Annotated in this window: 14 protein-coding genes; 12 read left to right on the top strand and 2 right to left on the bottom strand. The window is 66.5% G+C overall.

Annotated elements, in window-relative coordinates; translation table 11 throughout:
• Positions 1-29 precede the first annotated feature (29 nt).
• Positions 30-854 carry an amidohydrolase gene (locus ASC89_RS15115; protein ID WP_055999204.1) on the bottom strand — a complete coding sequence of 275 codons (825 nt, stop codon included), beginning with the start codon at positions 852-854 and terminating at the stop codon, positions 30-32.
• 344 nt (positions 855-1,198) lie between these two features.
• Between ASC89_RS15115 and ASC89_RS15120 the strand changes: the two genes are divergently transcribed.
• The 12 genes from ASC89_RS15120 (at position 1,199) to ASC89_RS15175 (ending at position 19,722) form a co-directional block, all read left to right on the top strand.
• On the top strand, positions 1,199-3,070 hold the full coding sequence (locus tag ASC89_RS15120; protein ID WP_055999207.1) for an autotransporter assembly complex family protein: 1,872 nt from the start codon (positions 1,199-1,201) through the stop codon (positions 3,068-3,070).
• Positions 3,067-7,380 carry a translocation/assembly module TamB domain-containing protein gene (locus tag ASC89_RS15125; RefSeq protein WP_156384641.1) on the top strand — a complete coding sequence of 1,438 codons (4,314 nt, stop codon included), beginning with the start codon at positions 3,067-3,069 and terminating at the stop codon, positions 7,378-7,380. The genes ASC89_RS15120 and ASC89_RS15125 overlap by 4 nt, the downstream gene beginning before the upstream one ends.
• Positions 7,381-7,755: 375 nt before the next feature.
• Positions 7,756-8,703: a substrate-binding domain-containing protein gene (locus ASC89_RS15130; protein WP_055882732.1), complete on the top strand. Its 948-nt coding sequence runs from the start codon at positions 7,756-7,758 to the stop codon at positions 8,701-8,703.
• 93 nt (positions 8,704-8,796) lie between these two features.
• A complete protein-coding gene (locus ASC89_RS15135; protein ID WP_055999213.1) occupies positions 8,797-10,371 on the top strand; it encodes a sugar ABC transporter ATP-binding protein in 1,575 nt (524 codons plus the stop codon).
• The gene (locus ASC89_RS15140; RefSeq protein ID WP_055999223.1) at positions 10,368-11,384 is read left to right on the top strand and encodes an ABC transporter permease; all 1,017 of its coding nucleotides are present in this window, start codon (positions 10,368-10,370) and stop codon (positions 11,382-11,384) included. The genes ASC89_RS15135 and ASC89_RS15140 overlap by 4 nt, the downstream gene beginning before the upstream one ends.
• 21 nt (positions 11,385-11,405) lie before the next feature.
• Positions 11,406-12,410 carry a LacI family DNA-binding transcriptional regulator gene (locus tag ASC89_RS15145; protein ID WP_055999226.1) on the top strand — a complete coding sequence of 335 codons (1,005 nt, stop codon included), beginning with the start codon at positions 11,406-11,408 and terminating at the stop codon, positions 12,408-12,410.
• A gap of 243 nt (positions 12,411-12,653) precedes the next feature.
• A complete protein-coding gene (gene ligD / locus ASC89_RS15150; RefSeq protein ID WP_055999229.1) occupies positions 12,654-15,122 on the top strand; it encodes a DNA ligase D in 2,469 nt (822 codons plus the stop codon).
• 9 nt (positions 15,123-15,131) lie between these two features.
• Positions 15,132-16,031: a Ku protein gene (locus tag ASC89_RS15155; RefSeq protein ID WP_055999232.1), complete on the top strand. Its 900-nt coding sequence runs from the start codon at positions 15,132-15,134 to the stop codon at positions 16,029-16,031.
• A gap of 67 nt (positions 16,032-16,098) precedes the next feature.
• Complete coding sequence (locus ASC89_RS15160) at positions 16,099-17,178, top strand: tetratricopeptide repeat protein (RefSeq protein WP_055999235.1); 1,080 nt, start codon at positions 16,099-16,101, stop codon at positions 17,176-17,178.
• Positions 17,178-17,822, top strand: coding sequence for an alpha/beta family hydrolase (locus ASC89_RS15165; protein ID WP_055999238.1), 645 nt, complete (start codon positions 17,178-17,180; stop codon positions 17,820-17,822). Before ASC89_RS15160 ends, ASC89_RS15165 begins: the two co-directional genes overlap by 1 nt.
• Complete coding sequence (locus ASC89_RS15170) at positions 17,819-18,592, top strand: exodeoxyribonuclease III (protein ID WP_055999991.1); 774 nt, start codon at positions 17,819-17,821, stop codon at positions 18,590-18,592. The genes ASC89_RS15165 and ASC89_RS15170 overlap by 4 nt, the downstream gene beginning before the upstream one ends.
• Before the next feature lie 242 nt (positions 18,593-18,834).
• On the top strand, positions 18,835-19,722 hold the full coding sequence (locus ASC89_RS15175; protein ID WP_055999994.1) for a siderophore-interacting protein: 888 nt from the start codon (positions 18,835-18,837) through the stop codon (positions 19,720-19,722).
• 187 nt (positions 19,723-19,909) lie between these two features.
• Here ASC89_RS15175 and pip read toward each other — a convergent pair whose 3' ends face one another.
• Positions 19,910-20,845: a prolyl aminopeptidase gene (pip, locus tag ASC89_RS15180; protein ID WP_244488471.1), complete on the bottom strand. Its 936-nt coding sequence runs from the start codon at positions 20,843-20,845 to the stop codon at positions 19,910-19,912.
• Positions 20,846-21,016: the final 171 nt, after the last annotated feature.

The raw sequence follows: 21,016 nt of genomic DNA on the forward strand, positions 1-21,016 counted from the left end.
ATGTGGGCTGTCGGGGCAACGCTGATATATCAGATGCGGTAGATTCTCTCGGCGTTGCGGTGGAAGAGTTTTGCCTGCTCGTCCGGGCTGGCGCCGGCGACGATTTCCTTGGTCGCAGCCACCCAGCGGCTCAGGTCGGCAGTGAGGGTGAGCACCGGATAGTCGGAGCCCCAGACGACACGATCCCAGCCGAAACTTTCGATGATGTGCTCGACGAAGGGGCGGAGCGTGGCGGTGGCCCAGTCCGGCCCGGCATAGGCGACGATACCGGAAATCTTGGCCACGACATTGGGCAGCGCCGCCAGCGCCTTGATCTCGCGCCGCCACGGGTCGAGCGCTTGGGCGGCGACATCGGGAACGCCGCAGTGATCGAGCACGAACTGCACCCCGGGGCAGCTCTCGACCAGCGCACGGCCGACCGGCAGCTGTTTGGACAGGACGCAGAGGTCAAAGGGCAGGTGCTTGTCGGCAAGGCGCCGGAGGTTGGCGCGGAACAGCTGGCCTTGGCTCAGCTCATCGGGCGAGGTGTGGAGGACACGGCGAAAACCTTTGACGCCTTTGAGCGCGGCAAGGCGGTCGAGGTAGGCGGGGAAGTCCGAGCTCTCGGGACGGCACGCGGCGATGGCGCCGACGACCAGCGGATTTACCTCGAGGGCGTAGCGGGTTTCGGCCTCCATATCGGCTTCGGCCACATCCACTTCCATGTGTAACGCCGCCTCGATGCCGAGCTTTTGTGCTTCAGCCGCAAAGGCTTCGGCCGGCCAGGCGCGGTTCAGCGCGCCGGCGCCGTCAAGCCAGGGGTAGGTGAAGCGATCCATGTGCACCAGGTGCAGGTGGGTATCGACGATGCGCATGCTTGACCTCCCATTTACTCTTCTCCGACGATAATGAGATGCCGCAGAAGCGGCTATTACGCGTTCGTCGACAGCCAGTTAGGCGCGTGTCGTGATCGTGGATGCCGCATTATCGCCTCATAGTCGCCGCCGTTTGGCGGTTGCTTGGCGTGCGACATTTTGATGGAAGCAACCATCGGATGGGAAGTGTCCCATCGGGATGGGAAGTGTCCCATCGGGCAACGGCGGGTCGGCCGGAGCTCACCACAGCAGCCGCCCGGGCCACGGGCGGGGGTGAGTTTCCGGGCAGCCGAGGGCAGGGGTAGTCGGGACTGTTACAGCGGCGGGTAAGAATCGGTCTGGCCATGCTGGCCCTGGCGCCATTGCTGGTGCCGGGAGCGTCGGCCTTTGAGTTCTTCGGCATCAAGCTGTTCGAGGATCAGAGCGAGATCGACGCCGATGCGGTGATCGGCGATCCGCAGACCTATACGGCAACACTCGAAACCACGGCGACCGGCGACGTGGCGAACGCCATCCGCGGTGCCTCGGCGCTGATCGCCGACCAGGCGACGCCAGCTTCCGGTGCAGCAGGGCTGTTGGCGAGGGCACGTAGCGATTATCGGCGCATTCTCGCGGCGCTCTACAACCAGGGCTATTACGGCGGGGCGATCAGCATCCTGGTCGGTGGCAGGGAAGCAGCAAACCTGCCAGTCGATACCGACCTGCCCGATCCGGTGGCGGTGGTGCTGAAGGTCGATGCCGGCCCGCTGTTCCGCTTCGGCAAGGTCAAGATCAGCAACCGCGCACCCATCGCCAGCGAGGCCGGCGACGAGGTCGAGCAGCCCGAGATCGCAGGCTTCGGCGCGGGTCTCGTGGCCCGGGCCACGGTGGTCGGGCGGGCCGAGCAACTGGCGGTCGATGCGTGGCGGCAGCAGGGCTATGCCGAGGCGGCGGTGGTCGACCGGCAGGTGGTCGCCGACCATCAGAGCGACACCGTCGATGTCACCATCACCGTGGCGCCGGGGCGGCACGCGACGGTCGGGCCTGTGGGGGTCACCGGGACGACTCGCATGGATCCGGAATTCGTCGCGCAGCAGACCGGGCTGATCGCCGGTGCGGATTATGACCCCGACGATATCGCGCGGGCCGAAAAGCGGCTGGCGCGGCTCGACGTGTTCCGCGCCATGCGGATCGAGGCGGCAGGCGCCATCGGCAATGACGGAGTGCTGCCGTTCAACGTCATCGTCGAAGAGCAGGCGGAGCGGCGCTTCGGCGTCGGCGCCACCTACTCGACCATTGACGGGCTGGGCATCGAGGGCTTCCACCTGTGGCGCAACCTGTTCGGGCGGGCCGAGCGGCTCAGGCTCGACGCCAAGGTCGCGGGCATCAACTGGCCGATTGCCACCGAGGAGTTCGACTACGCTTTTGGCGGCACTTTCACCAAGCCGGGCTTCCTCAACCCGGACAACGATCTCGTCGCTGCAGTGTCGGCCGAGCGCAGCGTTTTGCCGGCCTATACCGAGACTTCGGCTTCGGCGCGGGTGGGGCTGACGCAGTATCTGTTCGACCAACTGACGCTGGACGGCTCGGCCTTCTACGAGCGCTCGTTGTTCGAAGACGATTTCGGCACCCGCAACTTCTCGCTCGCGGGGCTCACCGGTGGGCTGATCTGGGATGCGCGCGACAACCCCCAGGATGCAACCGAGGGCTTCTACGTCAATGTGACGGCGGAGCCGTTCTACGAGTTCTACTACGGCAACCCGGCGTTCCGGACGACCGCCGAAGTGCGCGGTTACCTCAGCGTCATGGGCGATAAGCAACTGGTGCTGGCCGGTCGCGCCAAGGTCGGCGCGCTGGTCGGGCCGGCGATTGATGAAATCCCGCCCGATCGGCTGTTCTTTGCCGGCGGTGGCGGGTCGGTGCGCGGCTATGGTTTCAAGAGCATCGGCGTCGATGGACCTGGCGATACGGTCACCGGCGGCAAGTACCTGATCGAGGGCTCGCTCGAGGCGCGCTACAAGGTCACCAACGATATCGGCATCGTCGCCTTCGTCGATGGCGGCTATGTCGCGGCGGAGGAGTTCCCGGGCCTCGACCAGTTGCGCCTCGGTGTCGGCGCCGGCGTTCGCTACTATACCGGGCTCGGGCCGCTGCGGCTCGATGTGGCGGTGCCGCTCAACAAGCGGCCCGGCGATCCGGATTATGCGCTCTATGTCGGCATAGGACAGGCGTTTTGAAACGGGTTCTCGCCACCGGCATGATGCTCGGCTTCGGCCTTCTGGCCGCGATGCCGCTGGTCGCGCAGGACCAGGGCCAGATGAGCGCCGAGCAGCAGAAGGACTGGTTCGTCGGCTTCGTCGAAGGGCAGTTGTCGACGCCGGAGCGGCAGATTCGCATCTCCAATATCGATGGCGCACTGTCGTCGACCGCCTCGATCCGCGAGGTCACTATCTCCGACAAGGAGGGGGTGTGGCTGCGGGTCAACAATGCGGCGATCGACTGGGACCAGGGGGCGCTGTTCACCGGCCGCCTGCTTGTCAGGTCGCTGACCGCCGACAGCATCGAGTACCTGCGCAACGCCATCCCGAGCGGCGACCCGAACCTGCCGGCGCCGGAAGCGGCACCGCTGGCGATCCCGGATTTCCCGGTGGCGATCCAGCTCGACAAGCTGAGCATCCCCAAGGTGACGTTCGGAGAGAACGTCTTCGGGCTCGGCTCGGAGATTTCGGTCGACGGCAACTTCCGGCTGGAAGGCGGCTCGCTCGATACCGCGCTCAATATCGTGCGGCTCGACGGGCCGGGCGGCAAGCTCGATGTCGCCGTCGCCTACAAGCGGGCCGATAACAGCATCGATGTCGGGGTGACGCTGACCGAACCGCCCAACGGTATTCTCGCCAACCTCCTCAATATCGAGGGCAAGCCCGAGATGGCGCTGGCGGTCAACGGCTCCGGGCCGGTCGCTGACCTCCGGACGACCATGACGCTCGATGCCGGCGGCAAGCGGGCGCTCGAGGGACTGGCGACGATCGTCCAGAAGCCCGAAGGCATGGAGGTGGATGCCGATCTCGGCGGACCGATCGGCATGCTGGTGGCGCCGGCCTATCAGCCGTTCTTCGGGGCAGAGACCTCGCTCAAGGCTTCGGCGCTGCTGCGCTCGGCTGGCGGGGTCGAGATTTCGGGGCTGAAGCTCAGCGGCGGGCAACTGGGGCTCGAAGCCTCGGGAACCACCACGGCGGATGGCTTCCTCAGCCGGCTGAACCTCGCCGCGACCATCGCCGATCCCGCCGGCAACCGCGTCATCCTGCCGGCGCCGGGCGCAGCGACCAGCATCGACAGCGCCACGCTCAACGTGGATTTCGGCGGCGCGGGCAGCGACGACTGGTCGGCCGACCTCGTCGCCAACGGCTTCGCCAATGGCGGACTCAGAGCGAGCGAGATAACGCTGCGCGGCAACGGCATTGCCAGCAATCTCGAAGATCCGGCCGGTCGCCGGCTGACCTTCAATGCCGACGGCATGGTCTCGGGGATTGTCTCCGCCGATGCCGATGTGCAGGCGGCTCTGGGCGACAGTGCCGGGCTCGGGCTCGCCGGGTTGTGGAATGCCGGCGAGCCGCTGCAACTGGCGCAGTTCCGGCTGGTCGGCAAGGCGCTGAGCCTCGGCGCCGCCGGCACCATCGACGACAATGTGTTCGACGGCCAGGTGGCGATCGAGACCAGTTCGATCGCGCCGTTTTCGGGCGTCGCCGGGCGCGACCTCGATGGCGCAATGCACTTGACCGCTACCGGCACGGTGAGCCCGCCGATCGGCGGCTTCAACCTGCGGCTCGACGGCACCGCGGATAATCTCGCGCTCTCCGAGCCGGCGCTCGACCAGGTGCTTGAAGGCACGGTGAAGCTCAGCGGCCGCGTGGCGCGCACCGCAGAGGGGCTCGAGGCGGAAGCGTTCCGCATCGCCAACGACAATGTGCAGATCGCCGCCGACGGCACGTTTGCTACCGGCGCGGCGGATTTCAGCTTCAGTGCGGCGCTTGCCGACCTGGCGCTGGTTTCCGACCAGGCGAAGGGCGCGCTGACGCTCACCGGCACGGCACGGGGCAAGGGCGCCATCGCGCTCGATATCGCGGCGAAAGTGCCAAGTGGCGCGCTGGCCGGCAAGTCGCTGTCGGACGCGGCGTTCGGTTTCACCGGGCAGCTCGCCGAGGACGGTACGCTGACCGGACAACTGAAGGGCGATGCGTTCCTCGAGCGGTTCCGCGTCGCGCTGGGTGGCGATGTCGCGGTGGACGCCAAGACCAAGCGGCTGACCGGGTTGCGCTTCGAGGCCGGCCCGACGCTGATCAGCGGCGACGTGGTGCAGGACGCCGATGGGCTGCTGACCGGCGCACTGAAGCTCGCCTCGCCAAACGTCACCACGGCCGCGGCTCTGCTGCTGGTCGATGCCACCGGCAGTGCCGATGCCTCGATCATCCTGACGCCCGCCGCCGGCAAGCAGAATGCGGAGATCGTCGGCTCGATCGCCAAGCTCGCGACCTCGGACATCGAGATCGGCGCCGCCGAAATCCGCGCTTCGGTGTCGGATCTGTTCGGCGTGCCGGCCATTGATGGCACGGTGAACGGCCGCGCCATCGCCGCCGGCGGCATCAGCATCGACACGCTGCAGGCGCAGGCCTCGCGCAGCGGTGACGCTACGGCGTTCGATCTCACGGCGGCGCTGGCCAACCGCACCAATGTCGCGCTGGCCGGCAGCCTCGCGCCGCTCGAGGCGGGCTATCGGCTGGCGCTCGACCGGGCCGAGCTGACCCAGGGACAGTTGCGAGCCCGCCTGGCGCAACCGACGGCGCTGGCCATTGCCGGTGACACTGTCCGCCTCGATGCGGTGCAGCTCGATGTCGGCGGTGGGCGCATCTCGGCCACCGGCAGCGCCGGCGCCAAGCTCGATATCGCGCTCGAGGTGCAGGCCCTGCCGCTGTCGATCGCCAATGCCATCGCGCCCGACCTCGGCCTTGCCGGTACGCTGAACGGCAGCGGCCGGATCACCGGCTCGGCCTCCGATCCGGCTGCCAGTTTCAGCATTTCCGGCTCGGGCGTCTCCGCTGCGGCGATCAGCGAGTTCGGCATTACGCCGATGCAGTTTTCGGGACGCGGCAGTTTCGCCAAGCAGACGCTGGTTCTGGAGAGCGCCTCCGCCCAGGGCGCCGGCGGCCTGCAGCTGACGGCCAGTGGCCGGGTGCCGCTCAATGGGCGCGGCCTCGCGATCGACGTGCAGGGCTCGGCGCCGCTGGCGCTAGGCAACCGCTTCGTCGCCGACCGCGGCGGCCAGCTCAGCGGCACCGCCAACCTCAACGCGCGGGTGACCGGCAGCCTCAGCTCGCCGCAATTCGCCGGCACGGTTTCGACCAGCGGCTCGGGTTACATCGATCCGGCGCTGAACCTGAGGCTGGTCGATATCACCGGCCGCGCCAGCCTCGCCGGCAACCGCATCAACATCGACAGCCTGACCGCCGGGCTTGCCACCGGCGGCTCGCTGTCGGTCGGCGGCTCGGTCGGGCTAGGGGCGGGCAATCCGGCCGATATCGCGGTGCGGCTCAACTCAGCGCGTTATGCCGATGGCAGCATGTTCGTCGCCACCGTCTCGGGCGATCTGGCGCTGAAAGGCCGGCTCGACGCCAGCCCGATGCTGTCAGGCAATGTGATGATCGAGAAGGCCGATATCACCATCCCGGATTCGCTCGGCGCAGCCGGGACGATCATCGACGCCAAACATCTTAATGCGCCGAAGCCGGTGCTGGTGACGCTGAAGCGCGCTGCCGTGACGGCGTCGGGCGCACCGCTGCCGCAGCGGCGGCCCTCGGTGGTGCAGCTCGACGTCAATGTCAGCGCCCCTAACCAGATCTTTATCCGCGGCCGCGGATTGGACGCCGAAGTCGGTGGCTCGGTGCGGCTCACCGGTTCGGTCAACGACATCCGCCCGGTCGGCGGCTTCCAGCTCAATCGCGGGCGGCTCGCCATTCTCGGCCAGCGCGTCACCTTCGAGGAAGGTTCGGTGACGCTGGTCGGCGATCTCGACCCGTTCCTCGATTTCACCGCGCGCACCGAAGGCGATGGCATCACGGTGTTCGTCAATGTCACCGGCCGGGTCTCGGAGCTCGATATCGGCTTCAGCTCCAACCCGGTGTTGCCGGAAGACGAAGTGCTGTCGCGGCTGTTGTTCAAGCGCTCGATGGGTGAGTTGACGCCGATCCAGCTGGCGAAGCTCGCCGGCGCCGCGGCGGAACTGGCAGGGGGCGGCGGTGGTTCGCTGGTCGACTCGCTCCGCGCCAAGGCCGGGCTCGACGATCTCGACGTGGTCACCAACGAGGACGGCAGCCTCGCGGTGCAGGCGGGCGCATACCTCCAGGACAACATTTATCTCGGCGTCCAGGCCGGGGCGGACGGCAACTCGCGGGTGACGGTGAACCTCGACATCACCAAGGATATCCGGGCCAAGGTTTCGACCGGCACGGACGGCGACTCCAGCTTCGGCGTGTTTTATGAGAGCGATTACTAGGGCTTGCATCGTGTCTGCGGCCCCACCCCCTCCCGTCCTCCCCCATCAAGGGGGAGGTGTCGGGCTGGTGGGTTGGCTAGATTCTGCTCCAAGCACTGAACGGCACCTCCCCCCTTGTGGGGGAGGATGGGAGGGGGGAGAGCCACACGCACCGGCGCACTGTGCCCCCCCACCCTTGTTCCTCCCCGCAAGGGGGTGGTTGGATACAATCCTCGCGGCCAACTCCTCTGAGGTACGTGCCCAAGCATTTCCACCAAAGTCGAAGCAAACACTAACATGTCAGCGCTTGCGCAAACGTTTGCGAGCAAGTAGCTTCCTTGGGCCCGCGGATGAGGTCAAACAACCCGCGTCGGGCGCTCAGAGGAGGATAGATTCATGGATAGACGCAGTTTCCTGTTGTCTTCGGTGGCGCTCAGCGCGCTCGCCGTTGCTGCTCCTGCTGCCTTCGCGCAGGACAAGCTGACCATCCTGGGCTCGGTGCCCAGTCTCGGCTTCCCGTTCTTCGTGCACATGCTGAACCAGATCAAAGTTGAGGCCGAAGCACAGGGCGTCAACATCATCGAGAGCGACGGCCAGAACTCGGCGCCCAAGCAGACGGCCGATATCGAGGCGGCGATCGTCCAGAAGGTCAACGCCATCGTCATCTCGCCGCTCGACGTCAATGCCCTGGCGCCGGCGATCGAGCAGGCGGTGCAGGCCGGCGTGCCGGTGGTGACCATCGATCGTCGCGTCGATGGGGTCGAGGGCATCCTCGCCCATGTCGGCGCCGACAACGTCAAGGGTGGCGAGGCTGAAGCGCAGGCGCTGGTCGATGCCTTCCCCAATGGCGCGAAGATCTTCCACCTGCAGGGCCAGCCCGGCGCCGGCCCGGCGATCGATCGCAACAAGGGCGTGCACAACGTCATCGACCCGATCAAGGACAAGTACCAGATCATCTTCGAGCAGACCGCCAACTTCGCCCGCGCCGAAGCGCTGTCGGTCACCGAGGCGGGCCTTGCTGCCAACGGCAAGCCCGATGCGATCATCTGCGCCAATGACGACATGGCGCTTGGCGCCATCGAAGCCTGCGCGGCCCGTGGCTTCACCGACGTGAAGATCTACGGCTTCGACGCGCTGCCCGAAGCGCTGGTCGCGGTGCGTGACGGCACCCTCGCCGGCACCGTCGAGCAGTTCCCGGGCGAGCAGTCGCGCACCGCGGTGCGGATCGCGGTGGCCTACGCCAAGGACAAGACCGAGCCGGCCGAGAAGCTGGTGCTGCTGACCCCGGTGGTCATCGGCAAGGACAATCTCGACAAGGCCGAGCGCATCGGCGAAGCCGGGTAAACTTCCTCCCGCCAACTGGCGCGCCAGTGGTGCGATGTGCAAGCATCGCGGCCATTGGTGCGTCAGAGGCACTAACTATTGGGGAGGGGACCGATGGCTGCAGTTGCCGCCGCGGAACAACTCGCGCCGCCGCTTCTTGAAGTGGTCGGCGTCTCCAAGCATTTTGCCGGCGTTGTGGCGCTCAACGACGTTTCGCTCGAGGTGCGGCGGGGAGAAATCCTCGGGCTGCTCGGCGAGAACGGCGCGGGCAAATCGACGCTCCTCAAAATTCTCTCCGGGGCGCAGCCGCCGACCAGCGGGCGTATCGTGTTCGATGGCGCGGACTACCGGCCGCACAGCCCGGACGCCGCCAAGCGCGCCGGCATCGTCACCATCTACCAGGAGCTGAGCCTGATCCCGACGCTGTCGGTGGCCGAGAACATCTTCATCGGCCGGGCGCCGCTGGGGGCCTTCGGCATTATCGACTGGCGGCGGATGCGGCGCGAGACCACCGGCATCATTGCCCGGGTGGGGCTCGGCATCGACCCCGACACGCCGGTGTCGGCGCTGTCGGTGGCCGAGCAGCAACTGGTGGAGATTGCGCGGGCGCTCTCGCTCGAAAGCCGGCTGATCATCATGGACGAGCCGACCTCGGCGCTGACCGAGACCGAGGTCAGCCAGCTGCTGCGGATCATGAAGCAGCTGCGCGCCGAGGGCGTCGCCATCATGTTCGTGACACATCGGCTCGAGGAGGCCTCAGCGATCTGCGACCGGATGACGGTGCTGCGCGACGGGCGGCTCGCCGGGCATCTCAATCGCACCGATACGCCGATCCCGATCCCGCAGATCATCGAAAAGATGGTGGGGCGGGCGGCATCGGAACTCTACGCCCGGCCGACGCAGCGCAACGCCGCCGGCGCGGTGCGGCTCAGCGTCAGGGGCTTGCGCACCGTGCGCGACCCCGAGGCACCGCATGCCATCGTGCTCGATGGGGTCGATATCGATCTCAAGGCCGGCGAAATTCTCGGCGTGGCCGGGCTGGTCGGTTCCGGCCGGACCGAGCTGGCGCGCGCCATCTTCGGGGCCGACCGGATCGCTGCCGGTACGGTGACACTCGATGGCAAGGCTATTGCGCCGGCTTCGCCCGCCGACGCGATCGAACTGGGCATCGGGCTGGTGCCGGAGGATCGGAAGCACCAGGCGATCTTCTCCATGCTGGGCATCCTGCAGAATTTCTCGGTGGCGGCGCTCAGGGCCTATTCCAACGGGCTGGGATTGATGGCCGAGGGCAAGGAGCGCGCGGCGCTGGCCGAATACAAGAAGGCGCTTTCCATCCGCATGGCATCGCCGGAGCAATCGATCGACGGGCTGTCGGGCGGCAACCAGCAGAAGGTGATTCTCGCCCGCTGGCTGGCGCGCGACCCCAAAGTGCTGATCGTCGACGAGCCGACGCGCGGCGTCGATGTCGGCGCCAAGGCGGAGGTGCACCAGATCCTGGTGCAGCTCGCGGCGCGCGGCATCGCGGTGATGGTGATCTCGTCCGAGCTGCCCGAGGTGCTGGCGGTGAGCGACCGGATCGTCACCATGCGGCAGGGGCGGATCACCGGCGAGATGCCGGCAGTGGACGCGACGGAAGAAAAACTGATGGCGCTGATGGCGCTCGACCAGCGGCAGGGGGAGACCAGATGACCACGACAACCGAACCCGCCGAAAAGAAAGGCCCCAACACCTTCGGCATCCTGAAGCGCTTCGGGCCGCTGCTGTTCCTGTTGGCGCTGGTGGTGGTGTTCACGGCGCTGAAGCCGAGCTTCATCGACCCGATCAACGTCTTCAACATCATGCGGCAGATCTCGATCACCGGGCTGATCGCGCTGGGGATGACCTTCGTCATTCTCACTGCCGGCATCGACCTCAGCGTCGGCTCGCTCCTCGCCTTCTGCGGCATGGTGGCGGCCGTGGTGGCGAAGGGCGGCACGGCCAACTCGATGTCATTGTCAGCCGGTGGCGGGCAAGGCTTTGGCTGGTTCGCGGCGCTGCTGGCGGCAGTGATCGTCGGCTCGCTGGCCGGCGGCGTGCAGGGGCTGGCGATTACCCGGCTGAAGGTGCCGCCGTTCGTCGTGACGCTGGGTGGCCTGACGATTTTCCGCGGGCTGACGCTGACCCTCTCGAATGGCGGGCCGATCTCGGGGTTCGACGCCTCGATGCGCTGGTTCGGCACCGGGCTGGTCGGGCCGGTGCCGGTGCCGGTGATCATCTTCGCCCTGGCGGCGCTGCTCTGCCACCTGGTGCTGCGTTACACCCGCTATGGCCGGGCCGTCTACGCAGTGGGGGGCAATGCCGAGGCGGCGCGGCTCTCGGGCCTGCGCGTCGATCGCATCCTGATCTCGGTCTATGTCATTGTCGGGTTCTTTGCCGGGCTCGCGGCGTTCGTCCTCTCCGCACGGCTCAACTCGTCCGAGGCGGTGGCCGGCATCGGCTACGAGCTGACGGTGATCTCTGCGGTGGTGATCGGCGGCACTTCGTTGTTCGGCGGCATCGGCAGCGTTGGCGGCACCGTGGTCGGCGCGGCGCTGATCGGCGTGCTGCAGAACGGGTTGCAGTTCAACAATGTCTCGTCCTACACGCAGTCCATCGTCATCGGCCTGATCCTGATCGTCGCCGTGGCCTTCGACCGCTGGCTCAAGTCGAGGTCGCGCGGCTAGGAAGGGGTCCCGGGAGCAGCAATGGTCACCATCAAGGACGTTGCCAAACGCGCGAACGTCTCGTTCACGACCGTCTCCCATGTGATCAACAACTCCCGCCCGGTGAGCGAGGACGCGGCCCGCCGGGTCAACGCCGCGATTGCCGATCTCGGCTATTTCCCGTCCGACGTGGCGCGCGCCCTGCAGTCGAGCCGGACGCGGACCATCGGGATGATTGTCACCACCACCTCGAACCCGTTCTTCGGCGAGGTGATCCGTGGGGTGGAGCGGGCCTGCTTCAAGCATGGCTACACGTTGATGATCTGCAACACCGACGACGTGGCGACCAACCTCGTCGCCTATATGCGGACGCTGTTCACCAAGCGGGTCGACGCGGTGGTGGTGATGACCACCAATGCCAGCCCGGAGTTCTTCCGCCGGCTCGGACAAATCAAGCGCGTGCCGGTGGTGGCGATCGATGCACCGGCCGACACGGTGGCGTCGGTATTTTCCGACGACTCGATTGAAGGCGGACGGCTGGTCGGCGCCTATCTGGCGAAAGCAGGCTTCCGGCGCATTGTCTGCGTCTCGGGGCCGGAGAGCCACCCGCGTATGGCCGATCGCATCGCCGGGCTGACGGCGGGGCTCGCGGCGCATGGCATAGCGCTCGACGGGGACTGGCTGGTCCGCACCGACCTCACCATGGATGGCGGGCTCGCAGCAGCGCGTCAGATCCTCGGGCGACCGGGGCCGCGACCCGAGGCGATCTTTGCGCTCAGCGACATCATGGCGATCGGGCTGCTGCATGGGCTGCACGATGCGGGGGTCGAGATCCCCGGCGAAATCTCGGTGGTGGGCTATGACGACATCGAGTCGGCAGCGCATTTCTTCCCGCCGCTGACCACGGTGCGGCAACCGATCGCCGACCTCGGGGCGCAGGCGGCGGAAGCAGCGATCAACCACCTCGATCGCGGCGTGCCGCTGCCGCGAAGCACGCAGCTCAAACCGGAACTGATCTTCCGGCAGTCGGCTCGGCGGTTGGACTGAGACGGGCTGACATTGCCACCAATGCCGCTGCCCATCGTGGCTCTCCCCTCATCCGGCGCTACGCGCCACCTTCTCCCCGACGGGGAGAAGAATCCGGATAGCTCAGCGGTCGCCCCTTGTTCCTCTCCCCGTCGGGGAGAGGGTGGATCGGCCGAAGGCCGAGACGGGTGAGGGGGGTAGCCACCGAGCTATCCAGCAGCCAAGGCACTGCAATTCAATCGTGAAATGCTCTAGCTTCGCGCCATGGCCGAGACCAAGCTCAACAAGTACCGCGGGAAACGCGACTTCTCCAAAACCATGGAGCCCGCCGGTGGCGCTGTTGCGTCCGGCAGTACGCGCTTCGTGGTGCACAAGCACTCGGCCACCGCCGACCACTATGACCTCCGCCTCGAGCATGATGGGGTGCTGCTGAGCTGGGCGGTGCCGCGCGGCCCGTCGCTGAACCCGGCCGACAAGCGGCTGGCGGTACATACCGAGGATCATCCGATCGAATATATCGACTTCGAGGGAGTGATCCCCGAGGGCGAGTATGGCGGCGGGCCGATGATCGTCTGGGATACCGGCGACTGGGCGCCAATGGAGGATGTCGACGCCGGCCTCAGGAAGGGCGGTTTCAAGTTCCGGCTATGGGGCGAAAAGCTGAAGGGCGGCTGGATGCTGACCAAGCTCAAGGGCCGCCCCGGCGACAACGACAAGGAAAACTGGCTGCTGTTCAAGGAGCACGATCCGGCCGTCGATACCGAGACCGATATCCTCGCCGAGCGGCCGGAAAGCGTGAAATCCGGGCTGACCACCGAGCAGTTGCTGGAGGCGGCGAAGCCGAAACCGATCAAGTTGCTGAAGGCCTCCGCCGTCACGGGCGCGGTGAAGGCGCCGCCGCCCGAACAGGTGGAGCCGCAGCTCGCCGCCTCGGCCACCGAGCCGCCGCAGGAGACGCGGGCGGCGCAGTGGGTGCACGAGATCAAGTTCGACGGCTACCGCACTATCGCCCACGTGATCGACGGCAAGGTGAAGCTGATCACCCGCAGCGGCATCGACTGGACCAAGCGCTATGGCGACCTGCCCAAGGAGTTTGCGAAGCTTCCGGTCAAGCAGGCGATCATCGACGGCGAGATCGTGGTGCTGGACGACAAGGGCATCTCGCGCTTTTCTGCGCTGCAGGATGCGCTGTCGGAGGGCGCCGGCAGCAAGCTGCATTTCTATGCGTTCGACGTCATCTATCTCGACGGTTACGACCTCAGGGGAGTTGGGCTGACCGACCGGAAGCAGCTGCTGGCGCAGATGCTGGGCGGGCATATCAGCGGGCGTTCGGCGATCCAGCTCAGCGACCATGTCGCGGGCGACGGCGAGGCGCTCTACGAACGAGCCTCGGAACTGGGGCTCGAGGGCATCGTCTCGAAGCGCACCAACGCCACGTACCAGTCGGGCCGCACCTCGACCTGGGTGAAGGTGAAGGCCAAGCCCGTCGGCGACTTCGTCATAGCAGGTTATACCGTGTCGGCGGCCGCCGAAGGGCTGGCCTCGCTGGCGCTGGCCGAGTTCGTCGATGGCGAGCTCGAGTATCGCGGCAAATGCGGCACCGGGTTCGATGCGCCGATGCTGGCGCAGCTATTGCGCCGGCTCGAGCCATTGCAGGATCCGGCGCTGAAGCTCGAGGGGGCGCCCAAGGACATCATCTGGGTGCAGCCGGTGCTGCGCTGCAAGGTGCACTATGCCAACATCACCTCGGACAAGCTGCTGCGGCACTCGGTGTTCAAGGGCCTGATCGAGACCGAGCTCACCGCCTCGGCGGCGCCACGGCAGCGGCTGATCACCGATGCCGACCTCGCTTCGATTACGATCACCAACCCGGAGCGGCGGCTGTTCGGCAAGAGCGGGCCGACCAAGCTCGATATCGCGGTCTACTACGCGGCGGTTGGCGATTTCATGCTGCCGCATCTGTTCAACCGGCCGGTGTCGCTGTTCCGCTGCCCGACCGGGTTGTCGAAGGACTGCTTCTTCCAGCGCCACGCCTTCAAGGGCATGCCGAAGAGCATCAACGTATTCGAGACGCAGAATTCTGACGAGGAGGACAAGACCTACCTCACCATCGAGGACGCCAAGGGCTACCTGGCGCTGGCGCAGTTCGGGGTGGTGGAGTTCCATGCCTGGGGCAGCCACCTGACGCATCTCGACAAGCCCGACCGAGTGACCTTCGACCTCGACCCAGGCGAGGGGATCGAATTCCGCGAAGTGGTGGAAGCGGCGGTGCACCTGCGCGGTGAGCTCGAGGCCTTCGGACTGGTGCCATTCGTCAAGACCTCGGGCGGCAAGGGGCTGCACCTGGTGGTGCCGATCGAGCCGAAGCAGAACTGGAAGCAGGTGCACGCGGTGACCGGCGAGATGGCGGCGACGATGGCGAAGACGGCGCCCGATACGTTCGTCACCACCATCGGGGCGCAGAACCGCAAGCGCCGCATCCTGATCGATATCCATCGCAATGCGCGCAGTGCCACGGCGGTGTCGCCCTATTCGCTCAGGGCGCGGACCAATATGCCGGCCTCGACGCCGCTCGACTGGCGCGACCTCGAAAGCATCGACGCTCCGGTGGATTTGAACTACTCTACGCTTCCGGGATTATTAACCACGTCCGGCGATCCGTGGGCCGAGATTAACCTGTCAGCCCGCCCTCTGCCTGCATCATCCAAGGCTGGACGTAGTACGCGCGCGTAGGAGACGAAGGTGGCACCCAGGGCAAGCTGGAAAGGCTATATCAAGCTGAGTTTGGTCAGCTGTCCGGTGAAGATGTATCCGGCGACGAGCGCGTCGGAACGGATCACCTTCAACCAGCTGCACAAGGACACCCATAACCGGATCAACATGAAGCCGGTTGATCCCGAGCTGGGGCTGGTGGAGCGCAGCGACCTCGTCAAAGGCTATGAGTACGAGGACAAGCAGTACATCATCATCGACGAGAGCGATCTCGAAGCGGTGCGGATCGAATCCAACCACACCATGAATATCGAGGCCTTCGTCGACGAAGACGAGGTCGACGTCATCTACCAGGACGCGCCCTATTACCTGGCGCCGGATGGGGCGATGGCGGAAGAGACCTTTGCCGTGCTGCGCGAAGCCATGCGCCAATCGGGCAAGCTCGCCATCGCGCGGCTGGTGCTGACCAACCGCGAGCGGGTGATCACCATCGGGGCGCGCGAGAACGGCATGTTCGTCACGGTGCTGCGCAACCCGAGCGAAGTGCGCGGCACGGCCGAGTACTTTGGCAACATCCCCGAGGTGAAGCCGGAGGCGGAGATGCTGCAGCTGGCCGAAAAGCTGATCGAGCAGAAGGTCAAGCCGTTCGATCCCAAGGATTACGAGGATCGCTACGAAGTCGCGCTGATGCAGATGATCCGCGAGAAGCTCAAGGGTCACAAGCCGATCATCGCGGCAGCGCCGGAGCGCGGCAATGTCATCAACCTGATGGACGCGCTGAAGGCGAGCCTGGGTCAGGCCAAGCCCGCCGCGCCGAGCAAGGCCAAGGCCGAGCCGGCAGCGCCGGCCAAGAAGCCATCGCTGAAGGAAGCCGTGGCGGCGTCGAAGGCGGCAGCCTCGAAGCCTGCGGCGGCGAAGAAGAAGGCCTGATCCGGTGCGCTTGGCGCCAAGCGAACCGGGCTGGCGGATCACCCCGCATCACCTGTAGAATCAGCTGATGCGGAAATCGGACAGCACTGTCGGTATCGTGGGAGCGCTCAGTGCGTTTCCGCGACGGCTGGCGGCGCGGGCGATGGGGACCAAGGGCAGCCGGCTGCGGCGTGGCCTGACCCGCCATACCGGCACGCTGGTGCTGGGTCGGACACTGCTGGACAAGCTGTCGGACACCGAGATCGAATTGAAGGTCGCGAGCTTGCGCGAAACCGACGCGACGCTCCTCAGCGAGAACGGCTTTCTGCGCTGGTTGGGGCTGTTGAGCGCGCCCGAGCAATCCAACCTCAGCCGGCAATCGCTGCTCGATCAGAGCAAGCTCGATGCCCGCGCCTTTGATCTCCTGGTGCTGTTCGACGCCTTCGAGCATCACGCCGAACCCTTCTCGTTCCGCGACCTGATCCTGTCGCGCAAATATGCCGGGCTCCTGGCCGGCGGCGCCACCTGGGGGGCGATTGCGCGCTCGGTGCATCGCTCCGGGCCGGTGCAGTCGCTGACGGCGATGTCGCTGCATCCGGGCGGGCCGAAGCGCATCCGGGCGCTGATCGGCGATCAGCCGGCCGAGCTCGATGGACAGCGGCTGCTGGCGCTGGCGCCGATCGAGGACGAGTCCGAGGAGTACTTCTCGCTCGCCGAGGCGGCGGAAGCGGCGGGGCTATTTGCCGAGGCGGCGGTGCTCTACGGCCATTGCCTGTCGATCGATCCCAACGACTCGGTGGCGGCCTATAACCGGGCCAACTGCCTCAAAGCAGCGAACGACAATTCCGAAGCGGCGAACGCCTATATGCAGGCGATCAAGCGCGACCCGGATTTCGTCGAGGCGTGGTTCAACTATGCCGGGCTGCTGCGCGAGGAAGGCAAGATTGCCATCGCGCGTCAGCACCTGAAGACGGCGATCGACATCGACCCCGACTATGCCGACGCGATCTACAATCTCGCGACGCTCGAATACGATGCCGGCGACCTCGGCGAAGCGCGGCGCTGGTGGGTGCGGTATCTCGAACTCGACCAGGACTCGGAGTGGGCGAAGACCGCCTCGCGCGGTATCGCCTATGCGGACCTCCACACACGGAAATCGGCTGGCTGATGACGACCAGTTTTCTCTTTGACGGCCCCGAGGATGCTCGGGTGACGATCCTCCTGGCGCATGGCGCCGGGGCGCCGATGGACTCGGCCTCGATGAACGCCACCACCAAGGCGCTGGCTGCGGCCGGCTTCCGGGTGGCGCGCTTCGAGTTCGGCTATATGGCGGGCCGGCGGACCGACGCCGGCAAGAAGCCGCCGCCGAAAGCCGAGACGGTGATGCCGGAATATGTCGCGGCGATCGACGACCTCGGGCCGACCACCGGGCCGCTGCTGATCGGCGGCAAATCGATGGGCGGGCGGGTTGCCAGCATGATCGCCGATGCCGAGTTTGAGGCCGGCCGGATCGCCGGGCTCGTCTGCCTCGGCTACCCATTCCATCCGCCGGGGCGGCCGACGCAGTTGCGCACCAAGCACCTGATCGGGCTCAAGACCCCGGCGCTGATCTGCCAGGGGACGCGCGACGAGTTCGGCGTGCCGGACGAGGTCGCGACCTATGGGTTGTCGCCGCAGATCGAGGTGAAGTGGCTCGAGGACGGCGACCACGACCTGAAGCCGCGCAAGGCGATTTCGGGGTTCTCGACCGCCGATCACCTGAAGACCGTGGCCGACAGCGTCACGGCATGGGTCGGGCGCATCGCGCCTTGAAGGTCGCCACCTTCAACATCAACAACGTCAACCGGCGACTGGACAATCTCCTCGCCTGGCTGGACGAGGCCGAGCCCGACGTCGTCTGCCTGCAGGAGCTGAAAGCGCGCGACCATCAGTTCCCGGCAACGGCTTTGGCCAATGCCGGCTATGGGGCGGTGTGGCGGGGCGAGGCGAGCTGGAACGGCGTCGCCATCCTCGCCAAGGGCGTTGAACCAGTGCTGACGCAAGAGTCGCTGCCGGGCGACCCCGAGGACACGCAGGCGCGCTATATCGAGGCGGCAGTGAACGGCGTGGTGATCGCCTCGCTCTACGCGCCCAACGGCAACCCGCAGCCGGGGCCGAAATTCGATTACAAGCTGAGCTGGGGCGAGCGGCTGATTGAACATGCGGCGGAGCTGTTCGACAGCGGCGTGCCGGTGGTGCTGGCGGGCGACTACAATATCGTCCCCGAGCCGCGCGACATCTATGTCACCACCTCGTACCGGGATAACGCGCTGGTGCAGCCGCAGAGCCGCGAGCAGTTCCAGCGGCTGCTCGACCAGGGCTGGACCGACGCGCTGCGGAAGAAATTCCCCGATACGACGCTCTACACCTTCTGGGACTACATGCGGAACCGCTGGCCGCGCGATGCCGGGCTCAGGCTCGACCACATGCTGTTGAGCAAGCAGCTTGTGCGCAAGCTCGGGGCTGCAGGGATCGACCGCGAGGTGCGGGGTGAGGATGGCGCGAGCGATCATGCGCCGGTGTGGATCGAACTGAAGGTGTGAGGGCCCTTGCATCGGGCTTGCGGCCCCACCCCCTCCCATCCTCCCCCATCAAGGGGGAGGTGTGGACCGGTGGATTTGGCTGGATCGTGCCTCACACACCGAACGACACCTCCCCCTTGATGGGGGAGGCCGGGAGGGGGTGGGGCCCCACGCACCAACCTCGCCGTGTCCGACGTTTAAGTTGACTGCAAACATCAGAATTAGTAGCGCATACCCCATTGTTTTGAGCGATGGGTTCGACGATGGCGCCGCTGAAGCTGATCAAGGGCACAGTCATTGGCCGGCAGATGGTGACGCCGGGCATGGTACGGGTGACGCTGGGCGGCCCCGATATCGCGGCGCTGAAATCGACCGGCGTCGGCGACGAGTATGTACGGCTGTTCTTCCCCGATCTCGCCACCGGCGAGCTGGTGCTGCCCGAGGTGGATGCGCAGGGGTTCTGGAAATATCCCGAGGGCAAGAAGCCGGCGCATTGCGAGTGCTACACCATCCGCTATTTCCGCGATGGCGAGATCGACCTCGATTTCGTGGTGCACGAGAATGGCAGGGCGAGTGAATGGGCGCAGGCGACCAAGCCCGGTGACGAGATCGTGCTGCGCGAGCCCTACGGCATCTACGAGGCCCCTGCCGATGCGGACTGGCAGCTGTTCGTCTGCGATGCCACCGGGCTGCCGGCGCTGGGCCGGCTGCTCGAGGGGCTGGCCGAGACCGTCGAGGCGCGGGTGATCGTCGAGGTGCCGGACAAGAGCCACGAGCAGCCGTTCGAGAGCAAGGCCAAGCTGAAGATCGTGTGGCTGCATGGCGCCGGCAACGGCATCGCGGCGAGCCAGCTCGAAGACGCGGTGAGGTCGATGACTTTCCCTGCCGATCGCTCGGTCTATGTGTGGGTGGCCTCGGAAGCCAAGACCGTGCGGCCGATCCGCAAGTACCTGCGGCACGAGCTGAAATGGCCGGCGACGCGCTACTCGATCACTGGCTACTGGACCGACAAGCTGGCGGAATGGGAGCGCAACTGGGGTGCGCTCGATCCGGCGGTGAAAAAGCAGATCGACGACCTGTGGCGCTCCGGCCGCGACGCGCAGGACGTGCGCGACGATGTCGAAGCGGTGATGGAGAAGTTCGGGCTTTAGCTCTTCCCTTCTCCCCTCCAAGGGGGCGCAATAGCGCCTCCCGAGGGAGAAGGTGGCGCGAAGCGCCGGATGAGGGGTGAGGCGGTGCAAAGCGCGCTCGCTGAGAAGCTGAACCCCTCACCCTAGTTCCGCTACGGACCTTCGGTCCGAGCTGCACTACCCTCTCCCCTCAGGCGGCTGATTTGGCTCAAGCTGCAAAACTGCGGATCGCCGCCGTCACCGCCTCGGTAATCCCCGGGTCGCTGAGCGAATGGCCGGCATTGTCGACCACCCGCACCTCCGCGTCGGTCCAGATCGCCGCCAGGGCGTGGGCGGTGCGGGGTGGGCAGAGCAGGTCGTAGCGGCCCTGGACGATGATGCCGCGGACGCCGGCGAGGCGGTGGGCGTTGGCAAGCAGCTGGTCGGGGGCCATGAAGCTGTCATGGCTGAAATAGTGCGCTTCCATCACTGCCGTCGCCGGGATGCGGCTCGACGGGGTGAAATCCAGGCGCGTCGTTGCCGGGCGCACTTCGGAGAGGATGCGCTCGGTATCACCATAGGCGCGAGCCGCCGGGCCGTGGACTGCGACATCGGGGTCGAGGATGCGCCGAAAATAGCTGTCGACCGGCGAGAGGCGCTCCTCCGGCGTGAGGAGGCTGAGGAAATCCTCGTACAGCGCTGGATAGAAGGTCGAGAGGCCGGTGCCGAAGGCCCATTCCAGCTCGGCGCGGGTGCCGAGGAAGGTGGCGCGGAGCACAATGCCGAGCACCCGTTCGGGGTGCGCCTCGGCATAGGCGAGGGCGAGCGTCGCGCCCCAGGAGCCGCCGACCACCAGCCAGCGTTCGAAGCCGAAATGCATGCGGATGCGCTCCATGTCGGCAACCAGATGGGCGGTGGTATTGGCCTCGCGTGACCGGGCCGGGGTGGAGCGGCCGGCGCCGCGCTGGTCGAACAGCACGGCGCGGAAGCGGTTGCGGTCGAAGAGCTGGCGGTGCGCCGGCTGGCAGCCACTGCCAGGCCCGCCATGCAGGTAGACCGCAGGGATGCCGTCGGCGGCGCCGAGGGTCTCGATGTAGAGCTCGTGCCCGTCGCCGACGGGGAGGCGGAGGGTGGCGAGGGTGGTAGTGAAGTCGTCCAGCGGCACGAAGAAGCGTCCTCGATCTGCGAAACACACTCGATGTCATCCCTGCGAAAGCAGGGACCCAACCATCCGCCTCGCGGGCTGGTTCCGGACGAGGGCAGAGCCCTCGCCGTGGGGTCCCAGCTTTCGCTGCGATGACAGCCGGTGGGTGTGGTTAGCACGCAGCCAGAGCTT

This window comes from Devosia sp. Root413D1 (genome assembly GCF_001425235.1).
Taxonomy (GTDB): domain Bacteria; phylum Pseudomonadota; class Alphaproteobacteria; order Rhizobiales; family Devosiaceae; genus Devosia_A.